Source organism: Winogradskyella sp. A2, from assembly GCF_046762865.1.
Classification (GTDB): domain Bacteria; phylum Bacteroidota; class Bacteroidia; order Flavobacteriales; family Flavobacteriaceae; genus Winogradskyella.
On sequence record NZ_JBKQXM010000003.1, the window covers coordinates 249945 to 270968 of the forward strand.

Sequence of the window (21024 nt, forward strand, 5' to 3'; positions counted from 1 at the left end):
AAGTATGAAACCTATTATAACCTTTATTGCTATGTTGATTATGTCAACACTGACTTCTCAAAATACCATTTCTGGTAAGGTCGTATCTGAAAATAAAGCACCTGTGGCTAATGCCATTATATCATTGATATCGAGTTCAGATAACGCTTTCATAAAAGGAGGTCTTACAAACGAAAATGGGTTTTTTAATCTAAAGGAAATTCCGAACGGTGATTATAAGTTGCTCATAACTAGCCTTGGACTGACCGATTATACTTCAGAACCATTCAGTATATCAAACAACAACAAGAATTTTGGTGAAATAACCATGCGTGATAATACTAATGAATTAACGGAGGTTACCATTGTAGCAGAACGCCCAATGATTGAGGTTAAGGCAGATAAAACTGTTTTTAATGTTGCTAATACTGTGAATGCTATTGGTGATTCAGGATTTGAACTTCTAAGAAAAGCTCCAGGAATTATTATTGATAATTCAGACAATATTATTGTAGAAGGCAAAGCTGGTGTTTTGGTATATATTGATGATAGACCTTCTATTCTTAGAGGTCAGGATTTAATCAATTATTTAAAGACTATTCAGGCCAGTGATATTGATTCTATAGAAATTATTACACAACCGTCGTCTCGTTATGAAGCTGAAGGTAATGCAGGTATTATTAACATAAGGTTTAAACGCGACAAATCCTTAGGAACCAATGGATCTGTCGCCTCATCACTTACCATTGGTGATTTTGCAAGAACGAGTAATTCAATTTCATTTAACAACCGTAATAAAAAAACAAGCCTTTATGGTACTTATAGTAATAATTATGGTAGAAGCACTAGTTTTATAAATCTTTATAGAACTCAAAACGGGACCATTTTCGATGCAAGGACAGAAAGTGTTTTTGACAATAGAAGTAACAACCTAAGACTAGGTTTTGATTATTATGTCAATTCAAAATCTACGTTTGGGATTATTGTAACGGGTAATTTTAACAATTCAGATTCTGAAAGTGATTCGAGAACACCTATAATTCCTGATGGTAATAGCTCTCCAACTGAAGTATTGGTTGCTGGAAGCGATTCAAAAAACATAACGTCAAATTTATATACCAACCTCAACTATAGATTTAAAGATACTTTAGGCCATACCATAAATATTGACCTAGACTACGGTAAATACAATAGTGATAGAACAAACCTACAACCTAATACCTATTTTAATGGTGACGAAACCGAAGTTCTAAGTGAAAACATAGTCTTTTTTGATACGCCTATTGATATTTCTATAGTGTCAGCTCAACTCGATTACACACAAAATCTTCTTAAAGGCACCTTAAGCCTTGGTGGTCGTTATTCAAAAGTAAAGACGGATAACAGTTTTGATGCCTTTGATAGAACTAATGGTAATAATAACCTTGATGAGTCACAGTCTAATGATTTTATTTATGACGAGCAGATTAGTGCGTTATACTTCAACTTTAGCAAGAAGGTTGACAAGTTCAATTTTCAGATGGGTCTGCGTATGGAAAATACAATCTCAGATGGTCAACTCACCAGTTTGGATGAAAATCAAAATAACAGGGTAGAAAGAAATTACACCAACTGGTTTCCTAGTGGTGGCATTACTTATCAAATGAATCGAAAGAATAGCTTTGCTCTAATTTATAGCAAGCGTATACAAAGACCAAACTATCAAAGTCTCAATCCATTTCAATATAGAATTGATGAACTATCTTTTAGACAAGGGAATCCGTTTTTACAACCACAGTATACTGATAATGTAAAACTGTCGCACACCTATAATTACCGTTTAACAACCTCCTTAAGTTATAGTTTTATCTCAGACTTTTTTGCACAAGTAACTGAAGCAGTCGGCGATGATCAGAATTTTATTATTCAAAGGAATGTTGCCAACCAAAAAATAATCAATCTAGGTGTATCCTACCCTACTAAATTTAATGATTGGTGGAATATTTACCTTAGCATCAATGCCTACAGAAGCATTTACGAGGCTACAAATCCAGACTTTTTGGCCTTATCACAAAATACGTTAAGTCTATATGCACAAAATACATTTAAGTTACCAAAAGGGATAACAGCCGAAATTTCTGGATGGTACAGCTCTCCCTCAGTTTGGGGCGGAACCTACCAAACAAAAAGCCTAGGATCGCTTAATCTAGCATTTCAAAAGCGCTTTTTCGACAACAAACTAACCGCAAGATTAGGATTTAATGATATCCTCTTTACATCACCTTGGCAAGGGACAACTCAGTTTGGTGATCTTAGAATTGATGGTAATGGTGGAAATGACAGCAGACAGGTCCGCTTCAATCTCACATACAATTTTGGTAGAGATGAGATAAAAAAAGCCCGAAAAAGAGAAACAGGAATCGAAGATGAAAAAAGTAGAATTCAATAATTTAAAACTAACACAATGAAAAATTTAATGATATTATTAATCACGTTTATGTATGCCAATACCATATATGGTCAAGCCACTTATTTAAAAATTACACAAACCAATAACGCCAACGATTATGTAATGTATCCTCCAGGCACTAAGTTTGAATTGAAAACAAAGGAAGGCTACCTAATATTTAAAAACAGTGATGATCCGGGATTTATTGATATTACTGAAAAACACACTTTATATGTTTATCCGACATGGAAAAACACTACTGATGTTTTTGTATTGACAGAGGGTAAGGTCGAAAAACTTCTGTCAGCTCGGTATAAAGAAACTACACATACAAATAATGCAATGGAAAGTAATGGTGTTACAGCCAATTATTCCGTTACTGATTCTGAAGAACGAGTAGGCAAAAAGAACTTAGAATTTAAACTAAGTAATGGTATTACATTTTTATACGAAGATGACAAATATCGTGCATACTTAAATGATCAACACAACTATATACGCATAAAAGGAAAATACCTAATCGAAACTGAACTTGGGACCCTTAAAATTAGTTTTAATCCCAACAACGGTGTGGTTTGGTGGATATTTGAAAAGGTATAATTAAAAATAAAAAAATATGAAAACAATAGTATTAATTCTTAGCCTAGTTGTTCTAGCTCCAAATCAAAACGCTTTGAATTCCTCTGATTTACATGGTGAATGGAAAATTGATTTGAGACCAACACCAGATAGTTCTGATTACTTTCAAATGATGACTGTGTCAAATATTAAAGATAACACGTTTGAAGGGACTTTTTACGGTAGTGGCATTAAGGATGGACTTCTTAATACAAGTTGGGATAAAGTTTATTTTTCGTTTACAACTTCAGATGCTACTAACAACTATTACCATTCTGGTTATATAGAAAACGGAAAACTATATGGCATATCTTATTGCCCAAAACGAGAATTTACAGCACCATGGACTGGAGAAAAGAAGAAGTAAAAGAAAAGGAAGCACAATTACTTCCTTTTAATTTACAAACCACTGATATAACTTCCGTAAGGATCTTGAAATTGTAAGCCTTCTGAATATCTGTATTTACTCAATTTTTTAAATTGTACCAATCCCCAAAGAATAAATTCTTTCTCAAAATATACATCCTGAGGATCAATTTCTGGTTGATAATCTGCTATTAAGCTGTCTAATGGTTTTACCTCATCTAATTTAGATTGGTAAGTTGTATCATTATAATCATCTAAGAGTTCAAAACCGTCACCATTAAAAAACCAAGAAATTAAATCATCATATGGCGTTTCTTCATCTTGTTTCTGCAGTTTCTCAATTTTAGGAAAGTACTTTGGGAAAAGCGTTTTGATTGCATTATCTAGTAGATTTTGAGCTACAAAATCTGCGCCTTCTTGTTCGCCTTCGTAAACTAACTCAACCTTACCTGTAATTGCAGGAATTACACCTATAAAATCCGACAAACGCACTGTGGTTGACTCATCACCCGAAATTAAAGCGCGTCGTTCTGCAGTGCTCAAAAGATTCTCAAAAGCCGTAATACTCATACGAGCACTTACACCACTTTTTACATCTATAAACTCACTCTCACGAGCTTCAAAACTAATTTGTTCAATTAAGTCCTTTGCCAACTCAGGTACATATATTGTTGATTTCTGGCGATCATCTAATCGTGATTCTTGATTTGTAATAACCTTAGCAATTTCGGTAGTATTTGGATAATGTGTTAATATCTGTGAGCCTATCCTATCTTTTAAAGGTGTCACAATACTTCCTCTGTTGGTATAATCTTCAGGATTGGCAGTGAATACAAATTGCATATCCAGTGGTAATCTCAATTTAAATCCGCGGATTTGTATATCACCTTCCTGTAATATATTAAATAAAGCGACTTGAATTCTCGCCTGTAAATCAGGTAACTCATTAATTACAAATATGCATCTGTTTGCACGAGGAATCATACCATAATGAATGACGCGATCATCTGCATAACTCAATTTTAAGTTAGCTGCTTTTATAGGATCTACATCACCAATAATATCTGCTACTGTTACATCTGGTGTTGCCAATTTCTCTGCGAAGCGTTCACTTCTATGAATCCAAGAAATAGGAGTAAGATCACCTTTCTCATTTATTAATTCTATAGCGTAACGCGAAATTGGTCTTAATGGGTCATCGTTAATTTCAGATCCTCCGACATAGGGAATATATTCATCAAGCAGATTTACCATCATGCGCGCTAAACGTGTCTTTGCTTGTCCGCGCAATCCTAATAAATTAATATTATGCTTTGACAAAATTGCACGCTCCAATTCTGGTATAACGGTATGTTCATAACCATGAATACCTTCAAAAGTAGTTCTCTTATCTTTTATACTCTTTATCAAATTATCACGTAACTCGTCCTTTATTGATTTACCCTGATAACCTGCTTTTTTAAGCTGACCTAATGTTTCAATTTTTTCAATATTCATCTTTATCCTTTAATTCTTCTTTTTCTATTGTTTTCGTAATCTTCAAATATCATTTCACCTAAGCCTTTCAACCCAGTGTAGAACGCTTTACCTCTATTGGCTTGTGTAAACTCTCTCACGAATTGCATTAAATAAGGATCTTCTGCAATCATAAATGTAGTTATCGGGATATGTAAGCGTCTTGCTTGTTGCGCCATTGCATAACACTTATTGGTTATATATGGATCTAAACCATTACTATTTTTATAATATTGGCCGTCTGGCATTCGTAAACAACTTGGTTTACCATCCGTAATCATAAAAATCTGCCTATTTGTATTTCGCTTACGTCTCAACATGTCCATGGCTAATTGTAAACCCGCCACTGTATTAGTATGATATGGTCCAACCTTAAGATATGGTAAATCCTTAATTTTTATCGGCCATGCATCATTTCCAAACACTAAAATATCTAACGTATCCTTTGGGTAACGCGTCATTATCAACTCAGATAATGCCATAGCTACTTTTTTTGCAGGTGTAATCCTATCCTCACCATATAATATCATACTATGACTAATGTCTATCATTAGTACTGTACTCATCTGGCTTTTGTGCAGAGTCTCTTCAACTACCAGATCATCTTCTGTGAGATTAAAATCACCTACACCATGATTTATTTGTGCATTACGCAAACTTTCCGTCATGGATACCTTTTCTAAGGCATCACCAAAACGATACGATCTAAATTCGCCGGTATGTTCATCTCCTATTCCAACACCTTTGCTTCGATGGTTACCTGCTCCACTGCGCTTTATTTTGCCAAAAATATGTTCTAACGCTTGCTTTCGGATGGCGCGCTCGGTTTTTTCTGTAATGGTTAATTTTCCTTTACCTTCACCATCGCCTGTGCCATCATCCTCAAACTCTTCACGTATATAACCTCTATTCTTTAAGTCTTCAATAAAATCTTCAATGGTATATTCTGGTGTAGTAAGATTATATTCTTTGTCTAATTGGCGTAACCAATCAATAGCTTCATCAAAATCTCCAGATGTATAAGTTATTAACTCTTTAAAAATTTCAAAAAGTTTATCAAAAGGCGATTGATAAGGTGCTTCGTATTGTTTAAATACAAATCCCGATTTTTTTAATTTCTCCTTCATATCAATGTAAAAATAAGGCTTTTTTGAATCAAAAAATAGGCTTTAAAACACCTTAACAACACATTAAGAAATCTAAAATTTCTTTTCCTTAATTTTAGGCTTCATTTAACTAACCTAATAATAATGAGACGAATTTTATCCTTGCTAATGCTCATATGCATTGCAACACTTTCTGCACAAGAATTTTCAATTGATATGGTAAAGAATATGGCACCAAGAAATATTGGTCCTGGTGGTATGTCTGGTCGTGTTACAGCTATAGATGTTGTAAATAATAATACTGACATAATGTATGTCGGTACCGCTTCTGGTGGACTCTGGAAATCTACTTCTGGTGGCATCAAGTGGGAGCCCATTTTCGACAATGAACTTACAGCATCCATTGGCGCAGTAGAAATTCAGCAATCTAACCCAAGCGTAATTTGGGTTGGTACAGGTGAAGGAAACCCACGTAACTCATTAAACGGTGGCTATGGTGTATATAAATCCTTAGATGGTGGGAAAACATGGACAGCCATGGGCTTAGAGAAAACGCGTCATATCCATAGAATAATTATAGATCCTACAAATCCAGATGTGGTGTATGTTGGTGCCATTGGCTCACCTTGGGGCGAACATCCTGAACGTGGTGTTTTTAAAACGACTGATGGTGGTGAAACATGGAATAAAATTTTATTCGCCAATAATAAAACTGGTGTTGCAGATATGGTAATGGATCCAACTAATCCTAATAAGTTATTTGTAGCGATGTGGGAACATAAACGCGACCCTTGGTTTTTTAATTCTGGAGGTGTTGGTTCAGGATTGCATATGACACATGACGGTGGGAAAACGTGGAAAAAACTTACCGACGAAGATGGTTTGCCCGAGGGTGATTTAGGAAGAATTGGAATTGCCATAGCTCCAGGGAAATCAGACATTGTATATGCTTTAGTTGAAGCCAAGAAAAACGCACTTTACAAAAGTGTAGATGGTGGTTTTAAATGGGAAAAAATTAATGATAAAAATGATATTGGCAATAGACCTTTTTACTATTCTGAAATATATGTAGATCCACAAAATGAGAACAGAGTATTTTCAGTATTCACGTACGTTAATGTATCAGAAGATGGTGGTAAAAACTTCAGCCAATTAATGCCAGCCTATGGCGTCAGCAATGGTGTACACCCTGATCATCACGCGTGGTGGATTCATCCTGAGGACGGCAGTTTTATGATTGATGGTAATGATGGAGGTATGAATATTACTAGAGATGGTGGTAAAACATGGCGTTTTATTGGCAACCTACCAGTCGCCCAGTTTTATCATATTGCTGTGGATAATGAGTATCCTTATAACGTATATGGTGGTATGCAAGATAATGGGTCTTGGAGAGGACCAGCGTATGTTTGGCGCTCACAAGGTATTAGAAATAGTTACTGGCAAGAGATAAGCTTTGGTGATGGTTTCGACGTTGTACCAGATAGAGATGATTCTCGATATGGATGGTCTATGAGTCAACAAGGTTTTGTGAGTCGTTATGATTGGCAAACAGGCAATAACTATTCGGTAAGACCAACACATCCAGATCCTGATGTTAGGCTAAGATTTAACTGGAATTCAGCCATTAATATTGATCCATTTGACAACAGTACGATTTATTTCGGAAGTCAATTTGTTCACAAATCAACAGATAAAGGAGAAACTTGGAGTATTATTTCATCAGATTTATCCACTAATGATCCAGAAAAGCAAAAGCAATCTGAAAGTGGTGGTTTAACCATGGATGCTACAGGTGCAGAAAACCATTGTACCGTTTTGGTTATTGAGCCTTCTCCATTAGAAAAAAACATGCTATGGGCTGGTACTGATGATGGACGCGTACACTATACAACAGATGGTGGAACCAATTGGACAGAGGTTACAAAAAATATTACTGGATTACCAGCCGGAAGCTGGATCGCTCAAATTAAAGCATCTAACAAAAATAAGGGTGAAGCATTATTAATTGCCAATGACTATAGACGCTTCAACTATACGCCTTATGCTTATAAAACTAAAAACTATGGTAAAACATGGCAAAGGATTGTAGATGATAGAGATGTACAGAGTTATACCTTAGCTATAGTTGAAGATATAGAAGAACCAAATTTAATGTTCTTAGGAACAGATGATGGTTTATATGTATCAATTAATGCAGGTGAAAAATGGACTAAATGGACCGAAGGATTCCCTACAACTTCAGTAAAGGATTTGGTTATACAACCACGTGAGCATGATTTGGTTATTGGTACCTTTGGTCGCGCAGCATGGGTTTTAGATGATATTAGACCATTGCGCGAAATGGCTAAAAACTCGTCTGTCTTGTCATCTAATATTAAACTTTTCAATCCTCCAACGGCTTATCAAGCTGCATATCAACAACCAACGGGTAGCCGCTTTGGTGCAGATGCTATTTATCATGGTGAAAATCGTGGTGGTGGTGCAAGATTCAATTATATGTTTAATAAAAAAGAAGCTGTTAAATCTGATATAAAATCAGATTCAAAAAAAGGAGATAAAGCCATAAGTGATAAAAAAGTTGATTTAGAAAAGAAAGCAAAATGGGATTCATTAACTTTAAAAATCTATGATGGTGAAAGACTTATCAGAACTTTAAAACGAAAGGCTCCAGAGGAAAATGGAATCCAAAAATGGACTTGGTACATGGATGAGGCTGGTGTTGCCAGACCATCTCGTAGAATACGAGAATCAACAAGAGAGCCAGGTGGTGTAAGTGTAAAGCCAGGAACTTATAAAGCAGTTTTACACTATGGTGATCAAATGTCTGAAACTGCGACAGAGGTTAAGTCAGATCCAAGATTAAATGTGTCTCAATCAAATATTGATGAAGTGTATGCAGCTGCTAAAGAACTAGAAAAGTTACAAGAGACCTCAGCAGATGCTGTTAAGCAATTAATTGAAAGTAAAAATATAGCAGACGAATTTAAAAAAGATCTCAGCAAGCTTGATAAAGACGGATTTAAAGACCAGATTAAAGAATCAAAAGATATCATTAAGGCTATTGATAGCATAATGGATAAATATCTAGGTAAGGTAGATAAAAGACAAGGTATAACAAGAAATCCTGAGGTAACACCACTTCAGAGATTAGGTACAGCCGCAAATTATGTATATAATAGTCAAACTGGGTTAACTTCAACTGAAACTACACTTATAAAACATGCTAAAGATGCTTTAGACAAATTATTTGGTGAGACCAATAATTTCTTTAATATAGAATGGAAAGCTTATCAAGAGGCAATGAAACAGGTAAAAATGGATCCATTTAAAGAGATTAAACAATTCGGTATAGATTAGAACTTTAATTTCGAAATAAACAGCTGTCCTTAACTCATTAAAAGATGTGTTTCGGACAGTTTTTTTGAAATATAACCAAGGAAAGTCCTTAAGTTATAACTAATTCAAGGCCTTGAGCTCTTGGATATTACTAACACCTAATTGAACCATATTATTCTTTAAATCATCATTGATAATATATGCAACATGATCTGGTCCATACTTACCTAATGCAGCAACACCATAAAGGAATGATCTTCCTAGCATTACAAAATCGGCACCCAAATGTAAGGCACGCATCACATCCAATCCTGTACGAATTCCACTGTCAAATACTATAGATGCGCGATTACCAACAACAGATGCAATACTAGATAACATCTCGATTGCAGCAGGTGCACCATTAAATTGACGTCCTCCATGATTAGAAACCCAGATACCATCCAACCCTATTTCAATAGCCTTTTCTGCATCCTTAGGATGCAGGATTCCTTTTATTACAACGGGTCCATCCCAATATGTCTTCAGTGCTTTACAGTAATCCCAATCAAGAGTTCCGCCTAATCGATTACCAACAAATCCGCTAACAAATCTAAAATCGGTTTGCTCAGCGTAATCTTGAACAGTGCGAAGCCTTGGCAATCCTCTACGTAGTGTATAATACGTCCAAATAGGATGCTTTATTCCATCCCAAATAAGACTAGAAGTTAATTTTGGAGGTATACGCATTCCTGCTCGTTTGATGCGCTCACGACGACTTGCCATAGGAACATCTGCAGTGATTATCAATGTATGAAATCCTGATTGTTTAGCTCTGTCTAGTAATGCATATGCCAGGTCCATAGATTTTGGAGGATATAATTGAAACCACCCTTGAGAACCAACTAAAGGACCAACACGCTCAGGTGTTTCTGTAGCAACCGTACTAAGGCAAAATGGAATTTTGAGTCGATTTGCTGCTTTGGCAAGGATAAGTTCGGCTTCTGGCCATATTAAACCTGTTAATCCTACAGGAGCGATGCCTATAGGACTTGAATAATCCTTATCGAAAAGTGTAATACCTGTATCAGCTTCTAAATGTCCTTTACAAAATTGGGGAGTGAATTGAATATCTTGGAAAGCTTCCCTATTTCGCTTTAATAAGGTCTCGTCTCCAGTCCCAGACTCTAAATATGCCCAAGCCACATTTGGAATTCGTTGCTTTGCTTTTTTAGCCAAATCCTGTATAGCAGGAAATTGATTAGAATACTTAGTTTGATATTTCTGATACTGCATGAAAGCTAATTAAAGACAGATTTATTCTATCCATTTAAGACTGCCATAGTCTTCAATCTTTATTTGCTTTCCTTTTGTAGAAATTAAACCTTCTTTTTTAAACTGTGACAAAATTCTAATAGCCGACTCTGTCGCAGTACCTACGATACTGGCATAATCCTCGCGGGAAATAACAATATTTAAATAGTCATCATCATCTGTCCCGAAATTGTCATGAATATACATTAAGATCTCGGCCATTCTCCGCTTAACAGATTTTTGAGCCATATTAACCAAAGAGACATCAGACTCCTTTAAGTCATTTGCCATTTTCTTTAATACATCCATTGTGAATTTTGGATTCTTTGCAAGATCCATCATAATCTCACTTTTAGGGATAAAACACATTTCCATATCATTAAGAGCAACTGCACTTAAATTGGTTTTTTGCTCGGTAACTAAGGAACGTTTACCTAACAATCCACCTTTAACAACTAGTTTTACAACTTGGTCTTTACCGTTTTCGCTTAGCTTAGTTAATTTACACACACCATCTTTAACGCAGTAAACTCCATTTAAGGTCTCTCCTTCTTCAAAAATAACTTGACCCTTTTTATAGACTTTACCAGTTTTACATGCCGATACTCTCATTAGCTCCTCTCTTGTCAAGGATTTTAAAGAATTAAATTCCTTAACAATACAAGATTCACATTTACTCATACCAATTGATTTTGTGACGATATCAAATATAAGAATTACATGACAAATATCATATTTTAAGTATTATTATAATGCCACTTTTGTTACAGGTATAATTGAGCAAATATTAAATGGGAAATAACACCTGTTTTCATTGTGGTGATGATTGTGGTAATCACCCAATTTCTTTCCAGGACAAATCATTCTGTTGTAACGGTTGTAAAACTGTTTTTGAGATATTCAACGAAAATGAATTGACCTGTTATTATGATCTTCAAAATTCTCCTGGAGCCATTCCAAAAGAAATTGAAGGTAAATACGATTTTCTATCTAAAGAAAATATCATTGAAAAGCTAACTGAATTTAGAAGTGACAATATAGAAATTGCAACACTTTACATTCCACATATTCATTGTAGTTCCTGTATTTGGATTCTTGAAAATCTTAACAAACTCAATAAAGACATTTCAGACTCTAAAGTAAATTTTGGTAAGAAAACTGTACGGGTTACATACAATTCAGAAAAGACAGGTTTAAAAGCAATTGTATTATTGCTTAGCTCTATTGGTTATGAACCTTACATCAGCTTAGATGATTTTAGCTCTGGTGCAAGCTATATTAATAGAACATTAATCTACAAGCTTGGTGTAGCAGGATTTGGTTTTGGAAATATTATGTTTTTATCTTTTCCAGAATACTTTGAAATCAACGAATTCTGGTTAGAGCAGTATAAACATATGTTCCGTTGGTTAATGTTTGCACTTGCAATACCTGTAGTATTTTATTCGGCACAGGATTATTTTATTTCAGCTTTTAAAGGGCTCAAAGCAAAGCTTCTAAATATTGACGTACCCATAGCCTTAGGTATTTCAGTGCTATTTCTAAGGAGTACAATTGAAATAGCTTTCAACATTGGTTCTGGATTTTTTGATAGTCTCGCAGGATTGGTATTCTTTCTATTGATTGGTAAATTTTTCCAACAAAAAACCTATGACTTCCTGTCCTTTGAACGCGATTATAAATCATACTTCCCAATAGCTATAACCTTAATTGATAGAGAAGGAAATGAAGAATCCATTCAAGCTTATGATATTAAAAAAGGTGATAGATTATTAATACGGAATGAAGAACTTATACCAGTTGATGGTATTTTGATAAATGGAAATGCCAAAATCGATTATAGTTTTGTTACGGGCGAATCCCAAACCATAAGTAAGAAGTCAGGTGATAAGTTGTTTGCTGGTGGTAAGCAAACGTCTGGAGTTATTGAACTTGAAGCTATTAAATCTGTTGAACAAAGCTACCTTACTCAACTTTGGAGTAATGATGTCTTTAGTAAAAACAAAGCGCATCAATTTACCAATATAACGAATACCATTAGTAAACATTTTACCATTACAATTCTTTCTATTGCAGTTATTTCAACAAGTTTTTGGTTGTTTACAGATGCAAGTAAGGCTATGAATGTCTTTACTGCAGTACTCATCATTGCATGTCCTTGTGCTATTGCACTTTCCGCACCATTTACATTTGGTAACCTATTGAGAATTTTCGGAAAGCTTAAATTTTATATTAAAAATGCCAGTGTCATTGAGCAATTAGCTAAAATCAACACGATAATTTTTGATAAAACCGGTACCATTACCTCAAATAAAAGTAGTAACGCTGTTTATGAGGGATTATCACTTTCAGAAAGCGAAAATCTGGTTTTAAAGAATTCTCTAAGAGGGTCAAATCATCCATTGAGTAGAACTTTGTATAATATCCTCGATGAACACAACATTCTAACATTAGATAGTTTTGAAGAACACATAGGCAAAGGAATTGAAGCAAAGTACCAAGGAGTTAATTTAAAAATAGGATCTGCGAGTTTTGTTGATAACGCAGATAATACTTCAACGTTAAATACTGCAGTACACATAAGTAGTAATAATGCATATAAGGGAAAATATACATTTTACAATAGCTACCGTAAAGGCGTCTCAAAATTATTCAATCAGTTAAAAACTGAATTTGATTTGGTAATCCTATCTGGTGATAATGAAGGTGAGCGTGAGAATTTAAAAAAACTATTACCCGCCAAAACAAAATTAATCTTTAACCAGAAACCAGATGACAAATTAGATTTTATAAAATATCATCAGGGAGAAGGTTCTAAAGTACTTATGATTGGAGATGGTTTAAATGATGCTGGTGCATTAGCACAGAGTAACGTAGGCATAGCAATTTCTGAGGATGTCAATGTATTTTCCCCAGCTTGTGATGCCATTTTAGATGCTTCTAAGTTGAATAATTTACATGCATACATCAAAGCATCTAAAGCAGGGATAAAAATCATTAAATGGAGTTTTGTCCTCTCATTTATATACAATGTTATAGGCTTATACTTTGCGGTTACAGGTCAATTAGAACCTGTTGTTGCAGCTATTCTAATGCCATTGAGTTCTATTAGTATTGTGGTGTTTACAACAGTATGCACCAATTTGTTGGGAAAAAAATTAAATTAAATTACTTGATATGATAAATATCATGTTTTTAAATAAAGTATGAAATTATTTTTGAACTGTAACTTCAAATAGGTATGAGTGTTATATATATTGTTTTAACAGTAAGCGTCATTGTTGGCATTGCCTTCTTTGTCGTTTTTTTATTGGCTGTAAAATCAGGCCAATATGATGATAGTTACACACCTTCAGTACGGATGCTGTTTGAAGATGAACTCGTAACAGAAAAATCAAAAGAATCAATAAAATCAGAAACTGACTAATTTATTTAATATGGAAATGCAACAATTTTACTACGATAACAAAATCGTTAAAAAATTCCTTTACGCCACCATACTTTGGGGAGTTGTTGGGATGCTTGTTGGCCTAATTCTGGCCTTTATGTTTTTATTCCCAAATATGACCGATGGTATTTCTTGGCTAAGTTTTGGGCGTTTAAGACCATTACATACCAATGCTGTAATTTTCGCATTTGTTGGTAATGCCATTTTTGCCGGTGTTTACTATTCATTGCAACGCTTGCTTAAAGCTAGAATGTTTAGCGACCTTTTAAGTAATTTTAATTTCTGGGCTTGGCAGTTACTAATTGTTGGCGCAGCCATTACATTACCATTAGGCATCACAACATCAAAAGAATATGCTGAATTAGAATGGCCATTTGATATTGCCATTGCCTTAATTTGGGTTGCATTTGGTGTAAACATGATCGGTACAATTTTAAAACGTCGCCAACGCCATTTATACGTTGCGATTTGGTTTTATTTAGCCACGTTCGTTACCGTTGCAGTACTTCATATTTTCAATAGTTTAGAATTACCTGTTAGTGCATTAAAGAGTTATTCAGTATATGCTGGTGTGCAAGATGCCTTAGTACAATGGTGGTATGGACATAATGCAGTTGCATTTTTCTTAACAACACCATTCCTTGGCTTAATGTATTATTTTGTACCAAAAGCCGCGAACAGACCTGTTTATTCTTATAGATTATCCATTGTTCACTTCTGGTCATTAATTTTTATATATATCTGGGCAGGACCTCACCATTTACTTTATACAGCTTTACCAGAATGGGCACAGCATTTAGGTGTTGCATTTTCAATAATGCTTATTGCACCTTCTTGGGGTGGTATGATAAATGGTCTTTTAACACTTAGAGGTGCATGGGACAAGGTACGTACAGACCCTGTTCTGAAATTTATGGTCGTTGCTATTACAGGATATGGTATGGCAACATTTGAAGGACCTATGCTTTCGCTTAAAAATGTAAATGCCATTGCTCACTTTACCGATTGGATTATCGCTCACGTACACGTTGGTGCACTTGCATGGAATGGTTTCTTGGCATTTGGTATGATATATTGGTTAATACCACGATTATTTAAAACCAAACTGCATTCTGTTGGATTAGCAAATCTGCATTTCTGGATTGGAACATTAGGTATTATACTTTATGCATTACCAATGTATGTTGCTGGATTCACCCAAGCAAGTATGTGGAAACAGTTTAATCCAGATGGGACTTTAGTATATGGTAACTTCCTAGAAACTGTTACTGAAATTATGCCAATGTATTGGATGCGTGCCATTGGTGGTACATTATATATTACAGGTATGTTAATCCTAGTATACAATGTAATTATAACAGTTGTTAGATCTGGTAATAAGGTAACTGACGAACTTGCAGAAGCGCCAGCTCTTAAACGTGTATCTAAAGGACGCGTTGCTGGTGAAGGATGGCATACGTGGTTAGAGCGTAAACCAGTACTACTTACTATTTATGCTACTGTAGCCATATTAATAGGTGGAATTGTGCAGATTGTTCCAACGATTGTTGTGAAGTCTAATATCCCAACAATTAGCAGTGTTAAACCATATTCTCCATTAGAATTAGAGGGTAGAGATTTATATATCAGAGAAGGGTGTGTTGGTTGTCATTCGCAAATGGTAAGACCATTTAGAAGTGAGGTTGAACGTTACGGTGGCGAATATTCTAAGGCTGGTGAATTTGTTTACGATCATCCATTCCTTTGGGGTAGTAAACGTACCGGACCAGACTTACATAGAGTTGGTGGCAAATATTCAGATAATTGGCACTTCAACCATATGTACGATCCACAAAGTACATCAAGTGGATCTATAATGCCTGCATATCAGTGGCTCATAAGAAATGAGCTCGATAAATCCATGACCGAGAAAAAAATGGAGGTAATGGTAAGTCTAGGTGTTCCTTACACTGAAGAAGAAATTGCCAGCGCACAACAGGCAATGTTAGAACAAGGAACTGAAATTGAGAAAAACTTATATGCTGACCCAGACTTTGTTAAAGCCTACGAAGCAGATAAAGCATCAGCTGGCGAAGGATTTGTAGAAATGCGTAATAGAGAAATTGTAGCATTGATTGCTTATCTACAGCGCTTAGGAACTGACATTAAAGTCAAAGATGTTATTAACCAAACCGCTCAAAACTAAACGATCATGCTGAAATTTGTAAAAAACCATATGGAAAGTATAGCTGGTATTGAAATATACCCAATTATATCGCTCCTTATATTCTTTATTTTCTTTGTAGTATTATTCTATTGGGTATTCACTGCAAAAAAAGAATACATAAAAACCGTAAGTAATTTACCTTTAGAAAACCATCAAAACGATACAATATTATGAGACATTTAATTCCATCATACATTAGGGTTCCTGTAGTATTTTTAATCATTGCAGGACTCGTAGAATACTTTGTAGATTCTGGAGACCAACCAGCGTTTATGGAACAACCTATAATAATGCTATTCTTATTATTAGTACTTCTTATACTTTTAGCAATTGAAGGTATAGTTGGTTCAATGGACAATATCTTGTATCAGAGTTTAGATGAAGAAGCAAAAGCACGTTACGATGCAAAACGTGCAGAACCATCCAAACTAGTAGCATGGGTAAAAGACACCTACATAAAATTACTTGGTTCTAAACCAATTGAAGAGGAAGGTGAAATTATATTAGATCATAATTACGATGGTATAAAAGAGCTCGACAACAATTTACCACCTTGGTGGATATACGGTTTCTATGCTACCATAGTTTTTGGTGTGATTTATATGGTACGCTATCATGTTTTAAATGCTGATGACCAATTTGCTGAATATGAGATCGAATATGCCGAAGCGCAACGCGCTATTGAAGAATACAAAAAAACAGCAAAAAACCTTGTTGATATAAATACGGTTGAATTATTAACCGAAGCTTCTGATTTAAATGCAGGTCAGAAAATATTTGAGGTAAATTGTGTTGTTTGCCACATGGCAGATGGCGGAGGTGGTATTGGACCTAATCTTACTGACGAATATTGGATTCTTGGTGGTGGTATTAAAAATGTGTTTAAAACCGTTTCAGAAGGTGGTAGAGATGGTAAAGGGATGGTAGCTTGGAAAGCCAGCTTAAAACCTCTTGAAATAGCTCAGGTATCAAGTTATTTGTTAAAGTTTCAAGGTACAACACCTGCTAATCCAAAAGATTCAGAAGGTGAAATCTGGATAGATGAATCAGCAGCAGATGAAACAGACCCGGAAGTTCAAGAATCAACTGGTGAAGAGGCCACTGAAGGAGTCACTGAAACTGCTGAAACAACAACCGTAGTTTCAAATAATTAGAAACTCGCAAAGTATATTTAAGATGGAAACACCATCAAATGAAGTTTTTAGGGATTCTATTGCAACGATAAACGAAGAAGGTAAACGTAGCTGGATATTCCCTAAAAAACCTTCTGGTCCATTATACGATAAGCGTAAAATAGTAAGTTACTTTTTATTAGCATTTTTATTTGCTTCGCCTTTCATAAAAATAAATGGCAATCAATTTCTAATGTTTAATGTATTAGAAAGACGATTTAATATTTTCGGATTTCCATTTTGGCCACAAGACTTTCATTTGTTTGTTATATCCATGATAATTGGTGTAATATTCATTACACTTTTCACTGTAGGTTTTGGTCGTATTTTCTGTGGATGGATTTGTCCTCAAACCATTTTCATGGAAATGGTATTCAGAAGGATAGAATATTGGATTGATGGAGATCGCAATAAACAAATGCGTTTAAATCGTCAAAAATGGGACGCCGAAAAAATCAAAAAGCGATTGTTTAAATGGTTTATATTTTTGATTATTTCATTTCTAATTTCAAATATATTCTTAGCCTACTTAATTGGGAGCGATAAGCTTCTAACATATGTAACAGAAGGGCCAAAAGAGCATATGGGAACACTAGTACCGCTCTTAATATTTACTGGTGTATTCTATTTTGTTTTTGCTTGGTTCAGAGAACAGGTTTGTATTATTGCTTGTCCATATGGACGATTACAAGGTGTATTACTGGATACAAAATCTATTGTAGTTGCTTATGATCATAAACGTGGTGAAGGATCAAATGGCAGAAAGAAATTTAGAAAAAATGAAGATCGTGAAGCAATGGGTCATGGTGATTGTATTGATTGTTTTCAATGTGTGCATGTGTGTCCTACTGGTATAGATATTCGTAATGGCACACAATTAGAATGTGTTAATTGTACCGCATGTATCGATGAGTGTGATACAATTATGGAAAAGATTAACTTACCAAAAGGTCTTATCAGGTATGCTAGTGAGGAAAATATAGAAAAGAAAACACCTTTTAAGCTTACAGCACGTATGAAAGGTTACATTGCTGTATTAGTAATACTCATTGGTGTATTATTAGGAATGTTAGCCCTGAGAAATGATGTAGAAGCAAGAGTATTAAGACTACCAGGTCAACTTTATGAGCATAAAGAGAATAATATTATAAGTAATGTTTTTACCTATAAACTGGTAAATAAAACCAGTGAAACTATTGAAAACGTTAGTTTTAGATTAAGAGGACAAGCCGGTAACATAAAAATGGTTTCAACATTAGAAAGTATCACAATAGAGGAACAAGGTATTGCAGAAGGCACTATGTTTATTGAGCTTAAACAAAGTGATATTGGAGGCGACAAAAAGAAATTAAGAATTGATGTGTATAGTGGAGAGAAACTAATAGAAACTACAGATGTTAGTTTCTTAGGACCTCGAAGCTTTAATTAAGATAAATTATGAAATTAAACTGGGGAACTGCAATAGTAATAGCATTTATTTGCTTCATTAGTTTTATTATGTACTTCGTTATAAATATGAGTACAGACAATAAATACAACCATGATTTAGTGGTTGAAGATTATTACAAACAAGAATTAGAGTTCCAAACAGATATTGACAAGGAAAAAAATGCTAAGGACTTAACTACAAATGTCACTTGGAAAAAAACTAATGATGGTATTGTCATTTCGTTTCCAGAAAACTTAAAAATCGAAAATATTAAAGGTAAAGTGTTCCTATATAGACCATCTAATAAACAACTAGATTTTGAAACACCGATTTCATTATCTGACCACAATTTGCTCATACCTGACAAGCGTTTGTTAGATGGTCGTTGGAACATTAAAGTAGATTGGACTTATAATAATAAGGACTACCTCTTTAAAAAAGAAATAAATTACTAATATGCTTTTATCTGGTTTAATATTAGGGCTTTTAGGTAGTTTGCACTGTGTTGGCATGTGTGGCCCAATTGCCTTTATGCTACCTGTAGACCGATCAAATTCATTTAAAAAAGTAAGTCAAATTAGTGTGTACCATTTTGGTCGATTAATAGCCTATAGTATCATTGGCCTTATATTTGGTTTGGTAGGTAAAAGCTTGTATATCTTTGGGATACAACAACAGTTGTCTATTGCCATTGGTGTAATAATGATTATTGTAGTTCTTATTCCTTACAAAACATTTAGTAAATACAACTTATCTAAACCGCTTCATAAAGTCATCTCAAAAGTTAAATCTAGTTTAGGACAGGCATTAAAGAAGAAAACTTCAGATACTTTTTTAACCATCGGATTTCTCAATGGCTTTTTACCATGTGGATTAGTTTATATGGCAGTTTTTGGTTCTATAGCTACAGGCAGTTTATTAGAAGGTGCTTTATATATGGTTTTGTTTGGCTTAGGCACTATACCATTAATGACCTCAGCAATTTACCTTGGTAAATTTCTCAATAGTACCATAAAGCAACGCATACAAAAAGCTATTCCTGTTTTTGTTGTTATTATTGGAGCTTTATTTATTCTGCGCGGACTTGGTCTTGGTATACCTTACCTATCTCCTGCTCCAGTTGTAGAAATGGCAACTAGCGCGATGGAATGCCATTAATGTTTTTTTAGCTAACTTAATTATAATTTGATATTCCTTAAAACCAAAAACGCCAGAGAATTTCTTCTCTGGCGTTTAACTTGACATTTTTATAAACAATACTAACTAATAAACATCAAGAAACTATATTTTAAATGTCATCACAGGTAATGTACTATGGTTGGCTATATCCTCTGATATACTTCCCTCAAAGAAATGTGCTAATCCTTTTCTACCATGTGTTGCTACTGCAATTAAATCTGCACCTATGATACTAGCAAAATTTAGTATACCCTTTTCAATTGAATAATCTGAAACAATATTTACATTGCTAATATTTGACAAATCACCATCTGCTTTTTTCAAGAATAGTGAAACTTTTTTGTCAATTTCAGCAGAACTTCTAAAATTACCATCTGGTGAATTTACATAGACAAGATGCATCTTTGCACCAAGCTTATCAAATGTTACTTTTGCATTTAAATACGGTTTTATCGCATCATCTGAAAAATCACTTGCAAATACAGCGTTTTCAAAATCTAATAAAATTGGATTGTGCTTAATTACCAATACAGGAATATCTGAGTTTCTAACTACTTTTTCTGTATTAGATCCTATCAATACTTCCTTTACACCACTAGCACCATGAGAACCCATAACTATTAGGTTGGCTTGGTGTTCATTTGCAACTTCATTAACCTCACTAAATACTTTAAAATGCTTTACTATTCGTGTTACCTTAATACCCTCTAAATAAGGTTTATCTAAAAAGGTATCAAATTTTTGTTCTGCTAGTTTTAAATAAAAAACGGCCTCATCATTAATAGTAGTTCCATTTGTAGTAAGTATGGCATTAGATAACTCTAACATATGCAATACTATAAGTTCAGAACCATATTTTTGAGCTAAATTGGCCGCAGCTTCTAAAGCAAATTCTGATTGCTCTGAAAAATCTATAGGTACTATTATTCGTTTCATTTTTACTGTT

Annotated in this window: 17 protein-coding genes; 12 read left to right on the forward strand and 5 right to left on the reverse strand. The window is 34.5% G+C overall.

Annotation, left to right across the window (positions count from 1 at the left end):
- The first annotated feature begins 4 nt into the window (after positions 1-4).
- Genes ACFWV9_RS07075 through ACFWV9_RS07085 form a run of 3 tightly spaced genes read left to right on the forward strand, consistent with a single transcriptional unit; the run spans position 5 to position 3392 of the window.
- Positions 5-2407, forward strand: coding sequence for a TonB-dependent receptor domain-containing protein (locus ACFWV9_RS07075; protein WP_411894545.1), 2403 nt, complete (start codon positions 5-7; stop codon positions 2405-2407).
- Positions 2408-2422: 15 nt separating this feature from the next.
- Positions 2423-3007 carry a hypothetical protein gene (locus ACFWV9_RS07080; protein ID WP_411894546.1) on the forward strand — a complete coding sequence of 195 codons (585 nt, stop codon included), beginning with the start codon at positions 2423-2425 and terminating at the stop codon, positions 3005-3007.
- A 16-nt stretch (positions 3008-3023) separates the two neighbouring features.
- Positions 3024-3392, forward strand: a complete 369-nt coding sequence (locus tag ACFWV9_RS07085) for a hypothetical protein (protein ID WP_411894547.1) — start codon at positions 3024-3026, stop codon at positions 3390-3392.
- Between the two features lie 32 nt (positions 3393-3424).
- On the opposite strand, the gene ACFWV9_RS07090 is transcribed toward ACFWV9_RS07085, so the two are convergent.
- Positions 3425-4888: a magnesium chelatase gene (locus tag ACFWV9_RS07090; RefSeq protein WP_411894548.1), complete on the reverse strand. Its 1464-nt coding sequence runs from the start codon at positions 4886-4888 to the stop codon at positions 3425-3427.
- Positions 4889-4890: 2 nt separating this feature from the next.
- The gene (locus ACFWV9_RS07095) at positions 4891-6033 is read right to left on the reverse strand and encodes a vWA domain-containing protein (RefSeq protein WP_411894549.1); all 1143 of its coding nucleotides are present in this window, start codon (positions 6031-6033) and stop codon (positions 4891-4893) included.
- A gap of 123 nt (positions 6034-6156) precedes the next feature.
- Here ACFWV9_RS07095 and ACFWV9_RS07100 point away from each other — a divergent pair, with 123 nt between their 5' ends.
- Positions 6157-9372 carry a WD40/YVTN/BNR-like repeat-containing protein gene (locus tag ACFWV9_RS07100; protein ID WP_411894550.1) on the forward strand — a complete coding sequence of 1072 codons (3216 nt, stop codon included), beginning with the start codon at positions 6157-6159 and terminating at the stop codon, positions 9370-9372.
- A 99-nt stretch (positions 9373-9471) separates the two neighbouring features.
- Here ACFWV9_RS07100 and ACFWV9_RS07105 read toward each other — a convergent pair whose 3' ends face one another.
- Positions 9472-10626, reverse strand: coding sequence for an alpha-hydroxy acid oxidase (locus tag ACFWV9_RS07105; protein ID WP_411894551.1), 1155 nt, complete (start codon positions 10624-10626; stop codon positions 9472-9474).
- A gap of 21 nt (positions 10627-10647) precedes the next feature.
- Positions 10648-11325: a Crp/Fnr family transcriptional regulator gene (locus tag ACFWV9_RS07110; RefSeq protein WP_411894552.1), complete on the reverse strand. Its 678-nt coding sequence runs from the start codon at positions 11323-11325 to the stop codon at positions 10648-10650.
- Between the two features lie 110 nt (positions 11326-11435).
- Here ACFWV9_RS07110 and ACFWV9_RS07115 point away from each other — a divergent pair, with 110 nt between their 5' ends.
- From ACFWV9_RS07115 to ACFWV9_RS07150, 8 genes are all read left to right on the forward strand, one after another.
- On the forward strand, positions 11436-13811 hold the full coding sequence (locus tag ACFWV9_RS07115) for a heavy metal translocating P-type ATPase (RefSeq protein WP_411894553.1): 2376 nt from the start codon (positions 11436-11438) through the stop codon (positions 13809-13811).
- A gap of 74 nt (positions 13812-13885) precedes the next feature.
- Positions 13886-14071, forward strand: coding sequence for a cbb3-type cytochrome oxidase assembly protein CcoS (ccoS, locus tag ACFWV9_RS07120; protein WP_411894554.1), 186 nt, complete (start codon positions 13886-13888; stop codon positions 14069-14071).
- A gap of 10 nt (positions 14072-14081) precedes the next feature.
- Positions 14082-16277: a cytochrome-c oxidase, cbb3-type subunit I gene (ccoN, locus tag ACFWV9_RS07125; RefSeq protein ID WP_411894555.1), complete on the forward strand. Its 2196-nt coding sequence runs from the start codon at positions 14082-14084 to the stop codon at positions 16275-16277.
- Between the two features lie 6 nt (positions 16278-16283).
- Complete coding sequence (locus ACFWV9_RS07130) at positions 16284-16472, forward strand: CcoQ/FixQ family Cbb3-type cytochrome c oxidase assembly chaperone (protein WP_411894556.1); 189 nt, start codon at positions 16284-16286, stop codon at positions 16470-16472.
- The gene (locus ACFWV9_RS07135; protein WP_411894557.1) at positions 16469-17452 is read left to right on the forward strand and encodes a cbb3-type cytochrome c oxidase N-terminal domain-containing protein; all 984 of its coding nucleotides are present in this window, start codon (positions 16469-16471) and stop codon (positions 17450-17452) included. The genes ACFWV9_RS07130 and ACFWV9_RS07135 overlap by 4 nt, the downstream gene beginning before the upstream one ends.
- 22 nt (positions 17453-17474) lie before the next feature.
- The gene (gene ccoG, locus ACFWV9_RS07140) at positions 17475-18899 is read left to right on the forward strand and encodes a cytochrome c oxidase accessory protein CcoG (RefSeq protein WP_411894558.1); all 1425 of its coding nucleotides are present in this window, start codon (positions 17475-17477) and stop codon (positions 18897-18899) included.
- An 8-nt stretch (positions 18900-18907) separates the two neighbouring features.
- Positions 18908-19354: a FixH family protein gene (locus ACFWV9_RS07145; protein ID WP_411894559.1), complete on the forward strand. Its 447-nt coding sequence runs from the start codon at positions 18908-18910 to the stop codon at positions 19352-19354.
- 1 nt (position 19355) lies between these two features.
- Entirely contained in the window at positions 19356-20057 is a 702-nt protein-coding gene (locus ACFWV9_RS07150; RefSeq protein ID WP_411894560.1) for a sulfite exporter TauE/SafE family protein, read from the forward strand.
- A 123-nt stretch (positions 20058-20180) separates the two neighbouring features.
- Here ACFWV9_RS07150 and ACFWV9_RS07155 read toward each other — a convergent pair whose 3' ends face one another.
- Positions 20181-21014, reverse strand: a complete 834-nt coding sequence (locus ACFWV9_RS07155) for a universal stress protein (RefSeq protein ID WP_411894561.1) — start codon at positions 21012-21014, stop codon at positions 20181-20183.
- Positions 21015-21024 lie beyond the last annotated feature (10 nt).